This is a genomic window from Flavobacterium sp. W1B, assembly GCF_047344965.1.
Lineage (GTDB): Bacteria > Bacteroidota > Bacteroidia > Flavobacteriales > Flavobacteriaceae > Flavobacterium.
In genome coordinates, this window is sequence record NZ_CP178845.1 from 693,987 (window position 1) to 711,358 (window position 17,372).

Annotated in this window: 17 protein-coding genes and 1 tRNA gene; 4 read left to right on the top strand and 14 right to left on the bottom strand. The window is 34.2% G+C overall.

What is annotated here, in order from left to right:
* Positions 1–41: 41 nt before the first annotated feature.
* Genes ACMDB5_RS03070 through ACMDB5_RS03080 form a run of 3 tightly spaced genes read right to left on the bottom strand, consistent with a single transcriptional unit; the run spans position 42 to position 2,845 of the window.
* On the bottom strand, positions 42–989 hold the full coding sequence (locus ACMDB5_RS03070) for a lipid A deacylase LpxR family protein (protein ID WP_413999554.1): 948 nt from the start codon (positions 987–989) through the stop codon (positions 42–44).
* Positions 990–1,733 (bottom strand): monofunctional biosynthetic peptidoglycan transglycosylase, encoded by a 744-nt coding sequence (gene mtgA / locus ACMDB5_RS03075; protein WP_413999555.1) that lies wholly within the window; start codon positions 1,731–1,733, stop codon positions 990–992.
* The gene (locus tag ACMDB5_RS03080; protein WP_413999556.1) at positions 1,733–2,845 is read right to left on the bottom strand and encodes an NAD(P)/FAD-dependent oxidoreductase; all 1,113 of its coding nucleotides are present in this window, start codon (positions 2,843–2,845) and stop codon (positions 1,733–1,735) included. Before ACMDB5_RS03080 ends, mtgA begins: the two co-directional genes overlap by 1 nt.
* A gap of 123 nt (positions 2,846–2,968) precedes the next feature.
* Here ACMDB5_RS03080 and ACMDB5_RS03085 point away from each other — a divergent pair, with 123 nt between their 5' ends.
* The 3 genes from ACMDB5_RS03085 to ACMDB5_RS03095 all read left to right on the top strand — a co-directional run bounded on the left by ACMDB5_RS03085 (position 2,969) and on the right by ACMDB5_RS03095 (position 8,675).
* On the top strand, positions 2,969–4,870 hold the full coding sequence (locus ACMDB5_RS03085) for an alpha/beta fold hydrolase (protein ID WP_413999557.1): 1,902 nt from the start codon (positions 2,969–2,971) through the stop codon (positions 4,868–4,870).
* A gap of 85 nt (positions 4,871–4,955) precedes the next feature.
* On the top strand, positions 4,956–6,152 hold the full coding sequence (locus ACMDB5_RS03090; RefSeq protein WP_413999558.1) for an aminopeptidase C: 1,197 nt from the start codon (positions 4,956–4,958) through the stop codon (positions 6,150–6,152).
* Positions 6,153–6,248: 96 nt separating this feature from the next.
* Positions 6,249–8,675, top strand: a complete 2,427-nt coding sequence (locus ACMDB5_RS03095) for a hybrid sensor histidine kinase/response regulator (RefSeq protein ID WP_413999559.1) — start codon at positions 6,249–6,251, stop codon at positions 8,673–8,675.
* Here ACMDB5_RS03095 and ACMDB5_RS03100 read toward each other — a convergent pair.
* From ACMDB5_RS03100 to pdxA, 8 genes are all read right to left on the bottom strand, one after another.
* Positions 8,672–10,006, bottom strand: a complete 1,335-nt coding sequence (locus ACMDB5_RS03100) for a sigma-54-dependent transcriptional regulator (protein WP_413999560.1) — start codon at positions 10,004–10,006, stop codon at positions 8,672–8,674. The genes ACMDB5_RS03095 and ACMDB5_RS03100 overlap by 4 nt on opposite strands.
* A gap of 116 nt (positions 10,007–10,122) precedes the next feature.
* Complete coding sequence (locus ACMDB5_RS03105) at positions 10,123–10,419, bottom strand: hypothetical protein (RefSeq protein ID WP_413999561.1); 297 nt, start codon at positions 10,417–10,419, stop codon at positions 10,123–10,125.
* Positions 10,420–10,675: 256 nt separating this feature from the next.
* Positions 10,676–12,025 carry an acetyl-CoA carboxylase biotin carboxylase subunit gene (gene accC, locus ACMDB5_RS03110; protein WP_413999562.1) on the bottom strand — a complete coding sequence of 450 codons (1,350 nt, stop codon included), beginning with the start codon at positions 12,023–12,025 and terminating at the stop codon, positions 10,676–10,678.
* A 91-nt stretch (positions 12,026–12,116) separates the two neighbouring features.
* Positions 12,117–12,596 (bottom strand): acetyl-CoA carboxylase biotin carboxyl carrier protein, encoded by a 480-nt coding sequence (gene accB / locus ACMDB5_RS03115; RefSeq protein WP_413999563.1) that lies wholly within the window; start codon positions 12,594–12,596, stop codon positions 12,117–12,119.
* Positions 12,597–12,619: 23 nt separating this feature from the next.
* On the bottom strand, positions 12,620–13,618 hold the full coding sequence (locus ACMDB5_RS03120) for a beta-ketoacyl-ACP synthase III (RefSeq protein WP_413999564.1): 999 nt from the start codon (positions 13,616–13,618) through the stop codon (positions 12,620–12,622).
* Between the two features lie 175 nt (positions 13,619–13,793).
* A complete protein-coding gene (gene rpmF, locus ACMDB5_RS03125) occupies positions 13,794–13,988 on the bottom strand; it encodes a 50S ribosomal protein L32 (RefSeq protein ID WP_007137315.1) in 195 nt (64 codons plus the stop codon).
* Between the two features lie 9 nt (positions 13,989–13,997).
* Positions 13,998–14,549: a YceD family protein gene (locus tag ACMDB5_RS03130; RefSeq protein WP_413999565.1), complete on the bottom strand. Its 552-nt coding sequence runs from the start codon at positions 14,547–14,549 to the stop codon at positions 13,998–14,000.
* A 90-nt stretch (positions 14,550–14,639) separates the two neighbouring features.
* The gene (gene pdxA, locus ACMDB5_RS03135) at positions 14,640–15,683 is read right to left on the bottom strand and encodes a 4-hydroxythreonine-4-phosphate dehydrogenase PdxA (protein ID WP_413999566.1); all 1,044 of its coding nucleotides are present in this window, start codon (positions 15,681–15,683) and stop codon (positions 14,640–14,642) included.
* A gap of 58 nt (positions 15,684–15,741) precedes the next feature.
* Between pdxA and ACMDB5_RS03140 the strand changes: the two genes are divergently transcribed.
* Positions 15,742–16,329, top strand: a complete 588-nt coding sequence (locus ACMDB5_RS03140) for a riboflavin synthase (protein WP_413999567.1) — start codon at positions 15,742–15,744, stop codon at positions 16,327–16,329.
* Positions 16,330–16,372: 43 nt separating this feature from the next.
* Here the strand turns inward: ACMDB5_RS03140 and ACMDB5_RS03145 are convergent, their stop codons facing one another.
* The 3 genes from ACMDB5_RS03145 to mce form a co-directional block, all read right to left on the bottom strand.
* Positions 16,373–16,612: a hypothetical protein gene (locus tag ACMDB5_RS03145; protein WP_413999568.1), complete on the bottom strand. Its 240-nt coding sequence runs from the start codon at positions 16,610–16,612 to the stop codon at positions 16,373–16,375.
* A gap of 143 nt (positions 16,613–16,755) precedes the next feature.
* A tRNA-Ile gene (locus ACMDB5_RS03150) sits at positions 16,756–16,829 on the bottom strand.
* A 137-nt stretch (positions 16,830–16,966) separates the two neighbouring features.
* Positions 16,967–17,368, bottom strand: coding sequence for a methylmalonyl-CoA epimerase (mce, locus tag ACMDB5_RS03155; RefSeq protein ID WP_413999569.1), 402 nt, complete (start codon positions 17,366–17,368; stop codon positions 16,967–16,969).
* Positions 17,369–17,372: the final 4 nt, after the last annotated feature.

Genomic DNA, 17,372 nt, shown 5'->3' on the forward strand with positions numbered 1-17,372 from the left:
TTTTGATAACTAAAATTGACAATGATTATCTTAACTCAACTTTAATTAAACAGATAGGAAACATTTATTGATCCATAAAAATATCCCGTATTCAAATCATGTCTTACTTCTTTTCCCTTATAAATAAAGGCATAGGATAAGTTAAGATTGTTTTTTCGGTATTTCAAACCCGCTTCCCCATTAAACCGAAAAGGAATCAAATCATAGGTTACGGGACTACTGTCATTAAAAAGACTTCCTTCGATTGTCGCATCATACAATTGATAATTAATACTTGGATGAAAATAAAAATAAAATTCGCTTTCTATCTGCCGAAGATCTTTATTGACCGAAGCACCATAAAAATTGGAATTATAAATTGGAACTAATTTTTTAAATCCAATTCTGGTCAAAAACCCGCTGGAAATCCCCGTAAAAACCGTTCCCAGATTGGTCTCAGATTGAGAATAAAAATCAATAACATCCATATTGTCTTTTGGAAACAACTTTTTGGAAAACAAAAAATGGGATTGGAGAGCCACCGCATTTTTAATTTGGTTCTTCCACCCTTCAACGGATTCATAATTAAAAAAATGATGAAATCCACTTTGCATCTCTCGTCCAAATGAATTAGGTCCGATGAAACCCAGTTGAAAACTAACATTTATTACCGATTCATTTTGATAGAAGAAAGTTTTTCCAGCTTCTGCAAAAAGATAGCCTGCAAAAGGGCGGTCATTTTTTTCAATCGCTTTTGATTTGATACTTCTGGGATTATAGATATACTGACCTAGTCTAAATTCTGAGATTGTTTTATTGACACCTGCTTTATTGTTTTTAGCTAAATGGCGGTAAAAAAACTCTAAACCATTGGTATAGTACATGTCATTCTTAGAAGACGTATATAAATCATTATCAGTAACAAGCCCAACTTCAATAGTTTTTCCTTGTCCCTTTACAATTACAGAAACCAATACTATAAAGAGGAAAAGGGCTTTTTTGACTATCATCTAATAATTTATTTTCCCTACAGTCCTCATGATCCGAACAATTTTGGCCTTTCTATTATTGATATAAGTTGAAGAACTTGTAGCTTTATATTTTCTTGGACTAGGCAAAATCGCTGCTATTCCCGCCGCTTGAGTTGGTGTAAGATTAGCAGCATCTTTATGATACCAATGTTCCGCAGCTGCTTGTGCCCCATAAACACCGTCACCCATTTCGATACTATTCAAATACACTTCCATGATACGTTCTTTGCCCCAAACTAATTCTATAAGCACTGTAAAATAAGCTTCCAATCCCTTACGAAGATAACTGCGCCCTTGCCAAAGAAACACGTTCTTAGCCGTTTGTTGCGAAATGGTACTACCACCTTTTATTCTTCTGCCTCTTTCGTTGTTATTATATGCTTTTTGCATGGCCGTAAAGTCAAAGCCATTGTGCTGTAAAAAAGTTCCATCCTCGCTAGCGATTACGGCTTTTTGTAAATTAACGGATATGTTTTCCAAAGGTTCCCAATCATGACTAAAATAAACTTCTTTACCGGCCACTTTATTTTCGATGGCACGAATAGCCATTAAAGGAGTGAAAGGCACGGGAACAAATTTATAAAGCACTACAAAAAACAAAGAAATTCCAAAGAACCACAACATCATCTTAAACAAAAACCGGCTTACTTTACTCATGAAGCTAGTGGATTCTTTTTTTACTGGTTTTTTAGTGGGTTTCTTTTGTGTAATTTTTGTTGCCATTATACTAAATCTGCTAATTCTGTTCCTATTAAACTTCCTATTGCCACTCCCATTCCGCCTAATCTTACTCCGCAATACACATTTTCTGATAATTGCGAAACAATAGGACTCTTGCTACTGCCAATTCCCATGATACCGCTCCAACGGTGGGCAATTTTGAAATCTTGATTGGGCAAAATTACTTCTTTTAATAGTTGTTCCAATTTATTTTGAATAATTTCTGTTTGAGCAAATTCAGTTGTGGTTTCTCCCTCAAAGTCAAGGTTTCTGCCTCCGCCTAGCAATACTCTGTCGCCAATATTTCTAAAATAATAATAACCTTTGTCTAAATGAAAAGTACCTTTTATGCCTAAATCCGGAATGGGTTCGGTAATTAAAACCTGTGCTCTGGCCGGTTTTACAGCTCCATCAGTTAATTTATTTGCGAAACCATTAGTGGCAAACAAAACTTTTTTTGTCATAAAACTAAAATCATCAAGCACAATTTCGACAACATTTCCTTTATCTAAAAAAGAAGTGACTGTTTGCTGATTTAAAATTAGTATATTTTCAGAAACAGCATTTTTTAATAAAGCCTGCATCATATTTCCGGTATCAATTTGCGCTTCGAATGGATTGAAAACTAAATGTTCTCGAACGCCATTAAACCCAAAACGATCCATTTCCTTAGTAAACACATTCGCCTTAAAAAGTGGCTTTAGAATTTCATTTATAAATGGTAACTTATTGACACATTCTTCATAACAACCTGTATCTTCTTTTAGAAACAACTCATAACCACCATACGATTTAAAATCTATAGCGGTATCTCCAAGTCGTTTTCGCAATAATTGCAAGCCTTGCCAGCGCTTTTGAACCAAATTAAAAACCTCTTCTTCTGAATGGGTTTTCAAATCATCAATAATTTCCGAAATACTTCCGAAACAGGCAAAACCAGCATTTTTAGTACTAGCACCATGAGGCAACATTCCTCTTTCAAGAACAACTATTTTACTTTCGGGAAATTTCTCTCTCAGCCGTAAGGCCGCATGCAAACCTACGATACCACTTCCCACTATCGTATAATCCACATTTGTGAACCAATTTTTTAATTCCCAATAACTTAGCTGCATCTGAAAAATTTTTATAAAAATAATATTTTTAGCCTAATGTAAATTAAAAAGAGTTAACATAATCCTCCGATACTTTTCAGAATAAAATCATTACTTTTAAAACCTTAAAAAACAAATACTTTTATGAAAAAATTATTTTTTATAACCCTGACAATGATAAGCTTAAATGCAATTAGCCAAAATGTAATGACACCTGAAATCCTTTGGAAGCTAGGAAGAGTTACTCCTTTAGGTATTTCTAAAGACGCAAAAAATGTTGTTTACAAAGTAACGACCCCTTCGATCGAAGAAAATAAATCAAATTCTAAATTCTATGTTATTCCTGTAAATGGAGGTAATCCAACAGAGGTCGCATCAACAAAAGATTTATTGACAGACAAAAACATTTCGCCTGACGGCAAATACCTTGTTTATAATGAAGAAGTGAAGCTCAACAAAGTACTGGGAAAGGATTTTTATCCAAAACTGGAAAAATCTGATGCACAAATCTATGATGGCTTGGATTATCGCCATTGGGATACTTGGAACGAGGGGAATTTTAACCACGTTTTTTACAAGGAAACCATAGAAGATGCCGTAGGAACTGACATAATGGGTAATGAAAATTTTGATAGCCCTCAGAAACCATTTGGAGGCGACGAAGATTACATCTGGTCTCCAGACAGTAAAAGTATTTTTTATATAAGTAAGAAAAAAGCAGGAACCCAATATGCGATTTCTACAAACACCAACATTTACGAATACAATCTGGAAACCGGAAAAACCTTAAATAGAACAGAAGACAATCTAGGTTATGACACGGCTCCTCAATTTTCTCCAGCAGGAAATTTGACTTGGTTGCAAATGAAACGCGACGGTTATGAAGCTGACAAAAATGACATTATTGTTGATTTTAAAGGAATAAAAATGAACCTTACCGCAACTTGGGACGGTACTGTTGATAGTTTCCTTTGGAGTAAAGATGGCAGAAAAGTATATTTTCTGGCTCCAATTAACGGAACAAAACAGTTATTTGAAGTTAATTTCCCGGGACTTACCAAAATTGCATACAATGTTAGTCAAATTACCGATGGAGATTTTGATGTAAATGATTTGATTGGTTTTTCTGGAAACAACATTATCGTTACCAGAACTGACATGAACCATGCTTCGGAAATTTTTTCTTTTGATATGAAAGACAAAACCTGGAAGCAGTTAACGAATGTGAATACGGCAACTTATAACACATTGGCGTTAAGCAAAACCGAAAGAAGATACGTGACCACAACAGACGGCAAGAAAATGTTAGTTTGGGTAATTCTTCCTCCTAACTTTGATAAAACAAAAAAATACCCAACTCTTTTATATTGCCAAGGAGGACCACAAAGTGCTCTAACGCAATCTTATTCTTTCCGTTGGAATTTTCAGTTAATGGCTGCTAACGGTTATATTGTTGTAGCTCCTAACCGTAGAGGAATGCCAGGACACGGTGTAGCTTGGAACGAACAAATCAGTAAAGATTGGGGCGGACAGGTAATGGATGATTATCTATCAGCTATTGACGATGTTGCTAAAGAAAAGTATGTTGATTCGGCTCGTTTAGGTTGTGTCGGCGCTAGTTATGGCGGATATTCTGTGTTTTATTTAGCCGGAATACACAACAATAGATTCAAATCTTTTATCGCTCACGATGGTGTTTTCAATACGCAAAGTATGTTTGGAACTACAGAGGAAGTTTTCTTCAATAACTGGGATTTTGGAGGTCCGTATTGGGAAAAGGATAATGCAGTAGCTCAAAAAACCTACACCACATTCAATCCTATTAATTTAGTAGACAAATGGAATACTCCTATTTTAATCATACAAGGAGGAAAAGATTTTAGAGTACCAATAGGACAAGGGCAAGAAGCTTTTCAAGCAGCACAATTACGTGGTATAAAAAGTAGATTCCTTTATTTTCCAGAAGAAAATCATTGGGTTTTAAAACCTCAGAATGCACAAGTTTGGCAAGGGGAATTTTACAAATGGCTAAAAGAAACGCTGTAAACTTATTTTGCTATTGTTAAAATCAAATTATAAAGTAACAATTTTGTCGCTTTACACACAAACATTAAAATCAAAATTATAGAATATGTACAAATTACCAATTAAAAGTCTTTTTATTGCCTCAACCTTTTTGTTTGGCGTAAACACTATTTCAGCACAAGACGGTCTTGTTAACTCATTAAAGGTTAATGCCAGCGCAAAAAGTAAAGAAAGTTTCAAATTTAAAGACATTATTAACCTAGCCAACACTTCGGTAAAAGACCAAGGATCATCAGGAACATGTTGGAGCTATTGCACGAATTCTTACTTAGAATCAGAAATGATTCGATTAGGTAAACAACCGGTTGAATTATCTCAAATTTTTTCAGCTCGTAATACTTATGTAGAAAAAGGTAAAAATTATGTACGTATGCACGGAGCCATAACACTTGGTGACGGTGGTGCCTTACATGATGTTATCAATATGTACGCTAAATACGGAGCTATCCCACAAGAAGCTTACACTGGCTTGAATTATGGAACTTCAAAAAACAAATTTGCCGAAATGGGATCTCTTATGGAGGGTCTATTAGCTGCCGTAGTTAAAAATCCTAACGGAGAATTGACTCCAAATTGGATCAAAGCTTATACAGCTGTAATCGATTCTTACCTAGGACAAGTTCCAGAAAATTTCAATTACAAAGGAAAGAATTATACTCCTCAAACATTTGCTAAAGAAGTAGTAGGTATTAACCCAACTGATTACATCGAAATATCATCATTTAGCGATTCGCCTTACTACACTAAAATGACCATGATGGTACCAGATAACTGGTCTTTAGATCAAATTTACAATGTGCAATTAAACGATATGACTAATATTATCGATAATGCATTGAAAAATGGATTTACCGTTGCTTGGGCTTCTGATGTAAGCGAAAAAAGTTTCAGCTGGAAAAATGGTGTAGCTTATGTCCCAACAAAAAAAATGGAGGAAATGACCGCTGAAGAAAAAGAAAATATGTTTAACGGACCTAAGGCTGAGTTAGAAATTACTCCCGAATTACGTCAAAATGCATTTGACAACTATCAAACTACTGATGATCACGCAATGCACATTGTTGGTCTTGCTAAAGATCAAACAGGCAAAGAATATTATATCGTAAAAAACTCTTGGGGAGCAACAAACGACTATAAAGGCTACCTTAACGTTAGTAAAAACTATGTAAAATATAAAACTACCGCTTTCATGGTAAATAAAGCTGGAATCCCAGCTGATATTGCTAAAAAAATGGGCGTATAATCTCAGAATCCAAAATTATAGCTAGGCAAATTCTTTAACTATTTTAAAGAAAAAACTATGCTATTATCTAAAACCAGCCCACACTAATTCTAAAAAATGGGAAACAAAAACAGCAATATTCCTGTAAAAGTTTTCATAAGTTACATTGCTCTAGTAGCACTTGTAGTTAGTGTGGGTTGGATTTTATATTCTGAAAACAAAGTCTATTCTAACATTGAAAATGAAATTAACTTCGAAGAAAACAAAGTTTTAAAAATTAGTAACCTTTTTTCTAATGTATACAAAACAGAAAGTTTAGCTCGAAAAACTATTCAGTCCAATTCAGAAAAAGATTTAAAAAATTATCTACAAGAAACAGATTCCCTAAAAATTCGCATTGATTTATTAAAAAAAACGGTCTCAAGTGACTACCAAATTAAATTACTTGACAGCGTTACCATTTTACTTTCCGAAAAAACTCAAAATATAAGGCAACTCAAGGCCATAAAGAATAAAACAACAGAAGAAACATCTGTAAAAGATGCTATCCAGGGATTGAATCAATTAGAGTTTTCATTACGCAAATTACAATTACAAGATTTTCATAAAAACCCAGAAAAACTCAGTAAATACAAGCGAACTGTATTGCAAAATTACGTTGATTATCTGAATCAAAATATACCAGATGACAGCAGCAATACCCTAACAAAAAAAGTCTCTGATTCTATCCTATCGACTTCTAAACAATTATTAAACGTTGTAAAACTAGAAACCGAAAAGAAAAAAGCTTCCTTAGCTATTCAAGAAAAAAAACTACTCAACAATGAGATTTTAATATCGGATCAGCTTAGAAAAGTTCTTCAAATTATAGAGCAAGAAATCATTGTTCATTCTATTGAAAACAATAAAGAAAAAGAAAAATCGCTCAAAAGAATCAATCAGATCGTAACTGCTGCAGCGATTGTAGGATTATTACTTACTATATTCTTTTCTATACTTATTGCCAGTGATTTTTCTAAAACACAATTGTATAAAAAGCGATTGGAGATTGCCAATTTTAAAACCCGAAACTTGCTAAAAAGCAGAGAACAACTCATCTCTACAGTAAGTCACGACTTAAAAACACCATTAACTACCATTGTTGGTTATGCTGAATTATTGGGGACTTCTGACTTAACAAATAAACAGTTATATTTTACCAATAACATTAAAAACTCATCTGAATATATTTCGAGATTGGTAAAGGATTTATTGGATTTCTCCCAAATTGAAGCCGGCAAAATTACTATCGAAAAAAAACCTTTTTCATTAAAGGAGACAATTCATGAGGTAGCCAATAATATCCAATCCGTTTATCAAAAAAAGGAAATTGAACTCTTAATTACTATTGACAAAAAGTTCGATCAATCTATCATTGGAGATGAATTTCGATTAAAACAGGTTTTATTTAACATCATAGGCAACGCTTATAAATTTACAAACAAAGGATTCATTACAATAAATGCGAGCTTGGCGCCAACAGAAAACCTAGCTTTTATTAGCGTTACAGATTCTGGAATCGGAATAGCAAAAGACAGTCAGAAATTAATTTTTGAAGAATTCGCTCAGGCAAATGAATCGATTGAAAAAACATTTGGCGGAACTGGTTTGGGATTATCAATTTCGAAAAAAATCGCTTCTCTTTTAGGAGGCGAATTGTATTTGAAGCACAGTTCACAAATAGGAAGCTGTTTTGAAATTAAACTACCCATTACTTTTGATACATCAAGCAGTAATACCAAAGTTAATACCGCGATTTACGTTCCGAAAAAGCAAAATAAAACTATCATTTTAGTTGATGACGATGCCACTTTATTACAACTAACCGCCGAAGTTTTAAAACAGTACTTTAAAGTTATCTCTTTTTCTAATGCCCAAGCAACATTAGAATACCTTAAATTAGAAAGCTTTGATTTATTAATTACCGATATCCAAATGCCAATAATGAATGGTTTTGAATTGGTAAATGCTCTAAAAACAGGAAACAACAGCTATACTAAGCAACCTCTAATTGCTGTAACAGGCAGAGCGGATCTAAGCGATGAAATCTATCAAAAAGCAGGATTTTCAGTGGTGCTAAAAAAGCCTTTTACACCAAATATTCTTTTGAAAACGATTGATGCTGTTTTCAGCCAAACAAATCTTCCAAAACAAGAGAAAATAGCGAGTAAAAAACAGGACGAGTTGTTTTCCTTACATTCGTTAGAATTATTTTTAAACAATGATCAGGAAGCTATAAAAAATGTAATTCAATCTCTTATAAGTACTACTGCAGCTAATCTTATCCTATTCGAAGATACTATTCAGGCATTTGAGCCAGAAAAAATAAAGCAGCTCGCCCATAAAATGGCGCCCATGTTCAAGCAGATTGAAGCAACGGAAATTGCCGCAATTTTAACACAACTGGAAATACAAGAATTTAGTGTTGCGGAATTAAAAGTGCTTTTTTCAAATTTAAAATCAAAAATCACTATCCTCTTTACCGAAATTGAAAAAGTGATCTAATTAATATCGTACAACTTTAGCTTGTTATAAAGTGTTTTACGAGTTATTTTCAACAATTTAGCAGCCTCCGATTTATTATTTTGCGTTTTAGCCAAAGCATAAACAATAGCTTCTTTTTCGTTTTCAGACAAAGACAAGCTAGTAGTCGTAGGCTGATTTTTTTCAAAAAACTCCACTGGCAAAACTGCTTTTTCTATAAAATCATCCTTCGTTAAAAGCGTTGCCCGTTTCACACAGTTTTGCATTTCTCGTAAATTTCCCGGCCAAGGATAATTTTGAAAAATATCCACTACTTCACTAGAGAAACCTATAACTTCTTTATTTAACTGCTCATTTGCCTTCTCTAAAAAAAACTCGGCAAAAATCATTAAATCTTCTGCACGTTCTGAAAGTGAAGGCGAATGAATAGAAAATTCATTAATTCTATGGTATAAATCTTCCCTAAAATCACCATTTTTAACCGCTTCACGCAAATCTTCATTGGTAGCTGTAATAATCCTAATATCAACCTCTATTTCTTTATTACTCCCTACCGGTTTTATCTTTCGCTCTTGCAAAGCACGCAACAGCTGAATTTGGTTTTCATAGGACAAATTTCCAATTTCATCTAAAAAAAGAGTTCCTCCATTAGCAGCTTCAAAATAGCCAATCTTGTCAGAAATAGCTCCTGTAAAAGAACCTTTTAAATGACCAAAAAACTCACTTGCAGCCAACTCTTTTGGAATTGCGCCACAATCAACGGCAATAAAATTAGCGTCTTTTCGATTGCTTTTTTGATGAATACTTTTAGCTATAATTTCTTTTCCGGTACCGCTTTCGCCAATAATTAAAACCGACATATCCGTTGGACTGACCAATTGAATGTGTTCAGCTAATTTTTTGGAAGCTTTTGAGATCCCCTCGACATATTCTGAGGAAGAAGATTTTTTATTACTAGACACATGCTTTTTATTTTCTTTTGGTTTTGACTCAAAAGCTTGCATTGCATTAGTGATTACCAATAATACTTCATCCGGATTAAATGGTTTCGAAATATAATCGGAAGCCCCGTTTTTTATGGCTCGAACTGCAGTATTTATGTCTGAATAACCGGTCATCAAAACTACTGGGGTCTGAAAATTAGTTGTTTTAATCTCTGCTAACAAGTCTATTCCATCAGCATCCGGCAAGCGTAAATCGGTTAAAATCAAATCGAAAGTATCATTTTTAAAAATCAATCGAGCATCGGCAGCAGAAAAAGAGGTCGTCACTTCGTACTTATTTTTAATTAGAAATTTCTCTAATAGTTTACAAAACGAAATATCATCTTCAATAATTAAAATCTTCGGCATTAGTCTTGGTACTTTTTACGCTAAATTAAGGCTTATATATTGTAATTATAATAAAATTATGCAAAAAAGAGGCTGTCAAAATTAGACAGCCTCTTTTTTAAAAAACAAAACCTATTTTATTTTTGTATCCATTTTCCGTTTGCATCAGCAAATAAAGAACCTACTTTTTCACCTACAGTTATATCTAACTTATATTCTTTTTTCTCGTTTACATACGCTTTTGTAAGCACCGCATCCGGATAGGCTTTTTTCAAAGCGTTTACAACTGCCGCTGGCAACTCTTCTATTTTGATTTCAGTGTATTCTTCAGCAATTGTCACTGATTTTTCTACTGGATTGTTTGTAGCTATAGTGGCTGCAAATGTTGATAAACTTCCTAATACGATAGCGGCTGATAAGATTAATTTTTTCATAATGTGTCTATTTAAATATAATTATTATTGTTTTACACTTCAGACAATGAAATTATTATGCCGCTAATTATTTCTTAATTAAAAAAATATAACATATTAATTTACAACGAATTAATATTAATTCCGTTTTTAAAACGATTGGATATCCACGTGTAATGATTACCTAAAATGGATACTTTTTACACACTTTCGGAAAAAAAAGCCATAAAAAAAAGCCACACATATAGTGCGGCTTAATTATAATATATACAATAAATTAAATTAAAGGATCAACCATTTTGAATGTATCCATAAAAGCAGTTGTATAATCTCCTGCTAAATAGCGAGGATCATCCATCAATTGTCTATGAAAAGGTATTGTTGTTTTTATTCCTTCAATTACAAATTCATCTAATGCTCTTCTCATTTTACTAATAGCTTCTTCTCTTGATTGAGCTGTAGTAATCAATTTTGCAATCATCGAATCGTAATTTGGTGGAATCGTATAACCGGAATACACATGGGTATCCAATCTTACTCCGTGTCCACCTGGCATATGAAGCGTCGTGATTTTTCCTGGTGAAGGACGGAAATCATGGTACGGATCTTCTGCATTGATACGACATTCGATACTGTGCAATTGTGGCAAATAATTTTTACCTGAAATTGGCACACCAGCAGCAACTAAAATTTGCTCGCGTATCAAGTCATAATCTATAACTTGCTCGGTAATTGGGTGCTCCACCTGAATACGGGTATTCATTTCCATGAAATAGAAATTACGGTGTTTATCCACCAAAAATTCTATCGTTCCAGCACCTTCGTATTTAATATATTCAGCCGCTTTTACAGCCGCTTCACCCATTCTATTACGCAATTCATCAGTCATAAACGGAGATGGAGTCTCTTCTGTCAATTTTTGGTGACGACGTTGAACAGAACAATCTCTTTCAGAAAGGTGACAAGCTTTACCGTAAGCATCACCAACTACTTGAATTTCGATATGACGAGGTTCTTCAATTAATTTTTCAAGATACATACCGTCATTTCCAAAAGCAGCGGCAGATTCCTGACGGGCATCTTCCCAAGCTTTTAGTAAGTCTGCTTCTTTAGCAACAGCACGCATTCCTTTTCCACCACCACCGGCAGTAGCTTTTAGCATAACTGGATAACCAATTTCCTTTGCCAATTTTTGTGCTTGCTCAAAAGACTCTAACAATCCTTCTGAACCAGGTACACATGGCACTCCTGCAGATATCATTGTTGCTTTTGCCGAAGCTTTATCACCCATTCTCTCAATCATTTCAGAAGATGGACCAATGAATTTGATTCCATGCTCTTGACATATTTTTGAGAATTTTGCATTTTCAGAAAGGAATCCGTATCCTGGATGTATTGCATCTGCATTGGTAATCTCAGCAGCAGCAATAACATTTGACATTTTCATATAGGACAAGTTGCTTGGCGGTGGACCAATACAAACAGCCTCATCAGCAAACTTTACGTGTAAGCTTTCTGCATCTGCAGTAGAATAAACAGCCACCGTTTTTATTCCCATTTCCTTACAGGTCCTGATAATACGAAGCGCAATTTCTCCCCTATTTGCAATTAATATTTTTTTAAACATCTTATTGAAATTATAAATTATAATTATAAATTTTAAATTATTTGAATGACAGATGATAATTCATCATTCAAAATTCATCATTCAAAATTTCTTATGATGGATCTACCAAGAATAAAGGTTGGTCAAATTCTACAGGAGACATATCGTCTACTAATATTTTCACGATTTTACCAGTAATTTCAGATTCAATTTCATTGAATAATTTCATTGCTTCAATAACACAAAGAACATCTCCTTTAGCAATTGTATTTCCTACTTCTACGAAAACAGCTTTATCAGGTGATGGTTTTCTGTAGAAAGTTCCAATGATAGGTGATTTTATAGTTACATATTTAGACTCTTCAACAACTGGAGCTGCTGCTACTGGAGCTGCTGGCGCCGAAATTTGTGGAGCCAATGCTTGCTGAAGTTGACCTTGAGCAGGAACTTGCTGAACATAAGTAGTTTCAGTTACGTTTCCTTCTAAAGTTGTTCTAATGGTGATTTTAACATCATCCATTTCTAATTTAACTTCTGCAACTCCCGAATTTGCTACAAATTTGATTAAGTTCTGAATTTCTTTTAAATCCATGATTATTTGTTTTTAGTTTAAATTTATTTTTTGTCGTATGCCCATTTTAAATATATAGATCCCCAAGTGAATCCACCTCCAAATGCAGCAAAAATAACCGTATCTCCTTTTTTAAGTAAGTGTTCGAAATCATTTAGAACAAGAGGCAAGGTTGCAGAAGTCGTATTTCCATACTTTTCTATATTCATCAAAACCTTAGATTCTTCTAAATTCATTCTGCTTGCAGTAGCGTCTATTATACGCTTGTTTGCCTGATGTGGCACTAACCAATTAACATCTTCATTAGTCAAGTTGTTTCTTTTTAAGATTAACTCGCTTGCATCAGCCATATTAGTTACAGCATATTTAAAAACTGTTTTACCGTCTTGCACAATGTTGTGTCGATTTTCTTTAATTGTCTCTAATGAGGCTGGATGAAGTGATCCACCAGCATCAATCTTTAAAAAATCACGACCTACGCCATCACTTCTCAAATATTCATCCTGTAATCCTAAACCTTCATTATTAGGCTCAAACAAAACTGCACCTGCACCATCTCCAAAGATGATACAAGTAGATCTATCTGTATAATCTACAATAGAAGACATTTTATCGGCACCAATTAAAAGTACTTTTTTATATCTTCCTGATTGAATGTAAGCAGCCGCAGTAGACATTCCGTATAAGAAACTAGAACATGCTGCTTGCAAATCATAGGCGAAAGCATTTGTTGCTCCAATTTGAGTGGCAACATATACTCCTGTAGAAGCAACCGGCATATCTGGTGTTGCAGTTGCCATTATTAATAAATCAATATCCAAAGGATCAATATTCGCTTTCGCTAATAAATCCTGAGCTGCTTTTATAGCTAAAAAAGAGGTGCCTTTATCCTCATCTTTAAGGATTCTTCTTTCTTTAATTCCTGTACGAGTGGTAATCCACTCATCGTTTGTATCAACCATTGTTTCAAGAACTTTGTTTGAAAGTACAAAGTCAGGAACATAGGCTCCTACAGCGGTGATTGCGGCCGTAATTGTATTCATTGTATTCGAATATTTTTTATCAAATGCTACCATTTAATAAAACGTTTAAAAGAGTTGAAAATTACAAAAAAAATCCTAAACCCTCTGTTTTAGAACTCTTTAATTTATTTAAAATAACAGACAACAAAAAAACTCTCACATAGTGAGAGTTCAAATATCATTTGTAAAAAATGCATTAAGCAACAGCTACAGACTTATCGATAACAACTTGTCCTCTGTAATACATTTTCCCTTCATGCCAGTAGGCTCTGTGGTATAAATGTGCTTCACCCGTAATTGGGCAAGTAGCGATTTGTGCTACAGTAGCTTTATAATGTGTTCTTCTCTTATCTCTTCTTGTTTTGGAGATTTTTCTCTTAGGATGCGCCATTTTACTATATTATTTATCCGTTAATAGTTGCTTTAATTTGTCCCAACGTGGGTCAATATTTTCTTCTTTATTCTCTTCTTTATCTTCTTCTGGTTGTTCTTTTAATGTTAATTCATTCAGTTTCTCAAGAGCTTCCGTTTTTAAACTTCCGTCTTTCACTCCTGGATGAACTCGTCTTAGAGGCACAGAAAGCGCAATCATTTCATATATATACTGCGCAATATCTATTTCAAACTCTCCAAAAGGTAAAATAAGCAACTCTTCGTTGTCATTATTATACACCTCTCCAAAACGAACTATCAACCTCATATCCCCTTTTACAGGCATGTCAAAATCTTCACTCGTAAGATCACAAGGCACATTAACTGTACCCTTATGCTTGAAGGTCAACTCCAACATATTGCTTTTCTTCTCTAAAACTACATTTACTTTGATTTCTGAATTTTGAAATTCGTCATAATCAAAGATTTCAAAGAACGCATTAGCTATTTGATACTCAAAATGATGTTTCCCTAGCTTTAATCCCACAAAAGGGATTACATATTCTTTTGTCTTATTCATTTCAACAAAATTTTACCCCAAACTTCGGGAGTGCAAAGATATAAAATTATTGCAAAACTAATAATGTTATTTATTATTTTTTATCTTCTGCTATTTTTCCCTAACCTTTAGTGGTTTTTCACTGATTTCTGCATACTCCGCTCTTGAACGATAAACATCTAATGCAAGATAAACAGCTTCCTTGAAAGAATTATAATCTGCAATACCCTTCCCTGCAATATCATAAGCAGTTCCGTGATCCGGAGAAGTTCTTATTTTATCCAAACCGGCCGTATAATTCACTCCTTTACCAAAAGACAACGTTTTAAAAGGAATCAATCCTTGATCGTGATAAGTGGCAATTATTGCATCATAATTCTCGTATTGTCCACTTCCAAAAAATCCATCCGCAGCAAAAGGCCCAAAAACCAAAGTTCCTTTGTCAAATATTTTTTTTAATGCCGGTCTCAAAACCGCGTCATCTTCTTTTCCTATCACTCCGCCGTCACCACAATGCGGATTCAACCCCAAAACAGCAATCTTAGGCTTATTGATGCTAAAATCCTGGATTAAAGACTGCTTTACAGTTTCTATTTTCCTTACAATCAAATCTTCAGTAAGATGTGACGCAACCTCACTCACCGGGATATGATCCGTCAAAAGCCCAACCCTTAAACCATCCTGAACCATCAACATAAGAGCATCTCCTTCTAATTCTTGATCTAGATAATCGGTGTGTCCCGGAAACTTGAACTCTTCCGATTGTATATTGTATTTATTGATTGGCGCCGTTACCAGTACATCTACCAAACCTTCTTTCAAAGCCTTCGTTGCCGCCACAAATGATTTCACAGCATACTCCCCTACTTTTTCATCATTAACTCCAAGATTCAAATCGACTCCTTCTCTCCAAAGATTCAAAACATTAATCTTCCCCGGAAGAATCTGATCTAATTTATCAATCCCATGAAGCGCAACAGCAGACTCTAAATTCTTTTTTATAAATGACATTATTTTCACATTAGCAAAAATAACGGGCGTACACAACTCTAACATTCGCGAATCCTCGAATGTTTTTAAAACAACTTCGCTTCCAATACCGTTTAAATCTCCGATTGAAATTCCAACAATTATATTTTCTGCTTTTTTCATCATGACCACAAGTTATTTATTGCTAATTTTGAAGTGCAAATTTAGTAAAATAAAACAAGAAATGTTTACAGGAATAATAGAAACCCTTGGCACCATCCAAGAAATAAAAAAAGAGAAAGACAACATCTATATAACGATAGACTCTTCGATTACCGCTGAACTCAAAATAGACCAAAGTGTTTCGCACAATGGAATTTGCCTAACGGTTGTTGCCCTAAAAGACAACAACTACACTGTAACCGCTATTGACGAGACGATAAAAAAAACAAACTTGGTAGATTGGAAAGTTGGCGATAGCGTAAATTTAGAGAGAGCGATGAAATTAGGAGATCGACTAGACGGCCACATCGTACAAGGACATGTTGACCAAACCGGAACCTGTATTGAAGCTCAAGAAACTAACGGAAGCTGGCTCTACACCTTTGAATATGATGAAGCCTTAAATAATCTAACAATCGAAAAGGGCTCGATTACCGTAAATGGAGTAAGTTTAACCGTCGTAAATTCAAAGAAAAACCAATTTAGCGTCGCCATCATCCCTTATACACACGAGCACACTAATTTTAAAAGCTTTAAAGTAGGCACAAAAATAAATCTAGAATTTGACGTAATCGGGAAATATGTATCTAAATTACACGCTAACCGCTAAAAAACAAGACGATCAAAATCTCATTAAAAACAAAAGCTCCAAATTAATTTGGAGCTTTTGTTTTTAATCTATGATTATAAATGACATAAATTCCAAACAACAGAGCAATCACAACCAATATCACAATATTTTCATCAATAGGCAAACCATCTGGCGGCGGCGGAGTATTTCTCTGGTTTGTTGGCGCAGGCGGAGTGGTTTTCGCCGAAACTTTATTCCAAACAACAAAAAATCCAAATAGGAAAACAATTAAAATAAATAATTTGTTTTTGCTAATTTTCATTATCCTGAAATAAAAAAGATTTAAAAAAAACACCGTTCCCACAAAAAACAATCATAACAAAAATATGACTTTTTCTTATAAAAACCTGATTTTCATCGGCATAAAATAAAAAAGCCTTTTAGAAAAATCTAAAAGGCTTTTTGTGGTCCCACCTGGGCTCGAACCAGGGACCACCTGATTATGAGTCAGGTGCTCTAACCAGCTGAGCTATAGGACCGGTTAAGAGTTTGCAATATTACTACTATTTTTCGTTTACACCAAATATTTTTTGCTTAGATTTTCAATTAAACACACTATTCGAACATTCAAATCAGAAAGTTATTGATTATTAGATTTCTAAATTTTAAAGAAAAATTATTTTATTTCCTGACACAACTCTATCAAAACACCATTAGTGCTTTTTGGATGCAAAAAGGCAACTAACTTATTATCGGCCCCTTTTTTTGGAATTTCATTCAAAACAACAAAGCCCTCCTTTTTCAAACGCGCTATTTCCTCAACAATATCCTCCACATCAAAAGCAATATGATGGATTCCCTCTCCTTTCTTGGCTATAAACTTAGCAATAGGACTATCGGGATTAGTAGCTGCCAAAAGTTCAATTTTATTTGGACCGTTTTTAAAAAAAGAAGTTGTAACTCCTTCGCTTTCTACTTCCTCAAATTTATAAGCTGGTGCGCCAAAAAGTTTCTCAAAAACCAGATTCGAAACTTCCAAATCATTCACTGCAATTCCTATATGTTCTATTTTTCTCATCCTA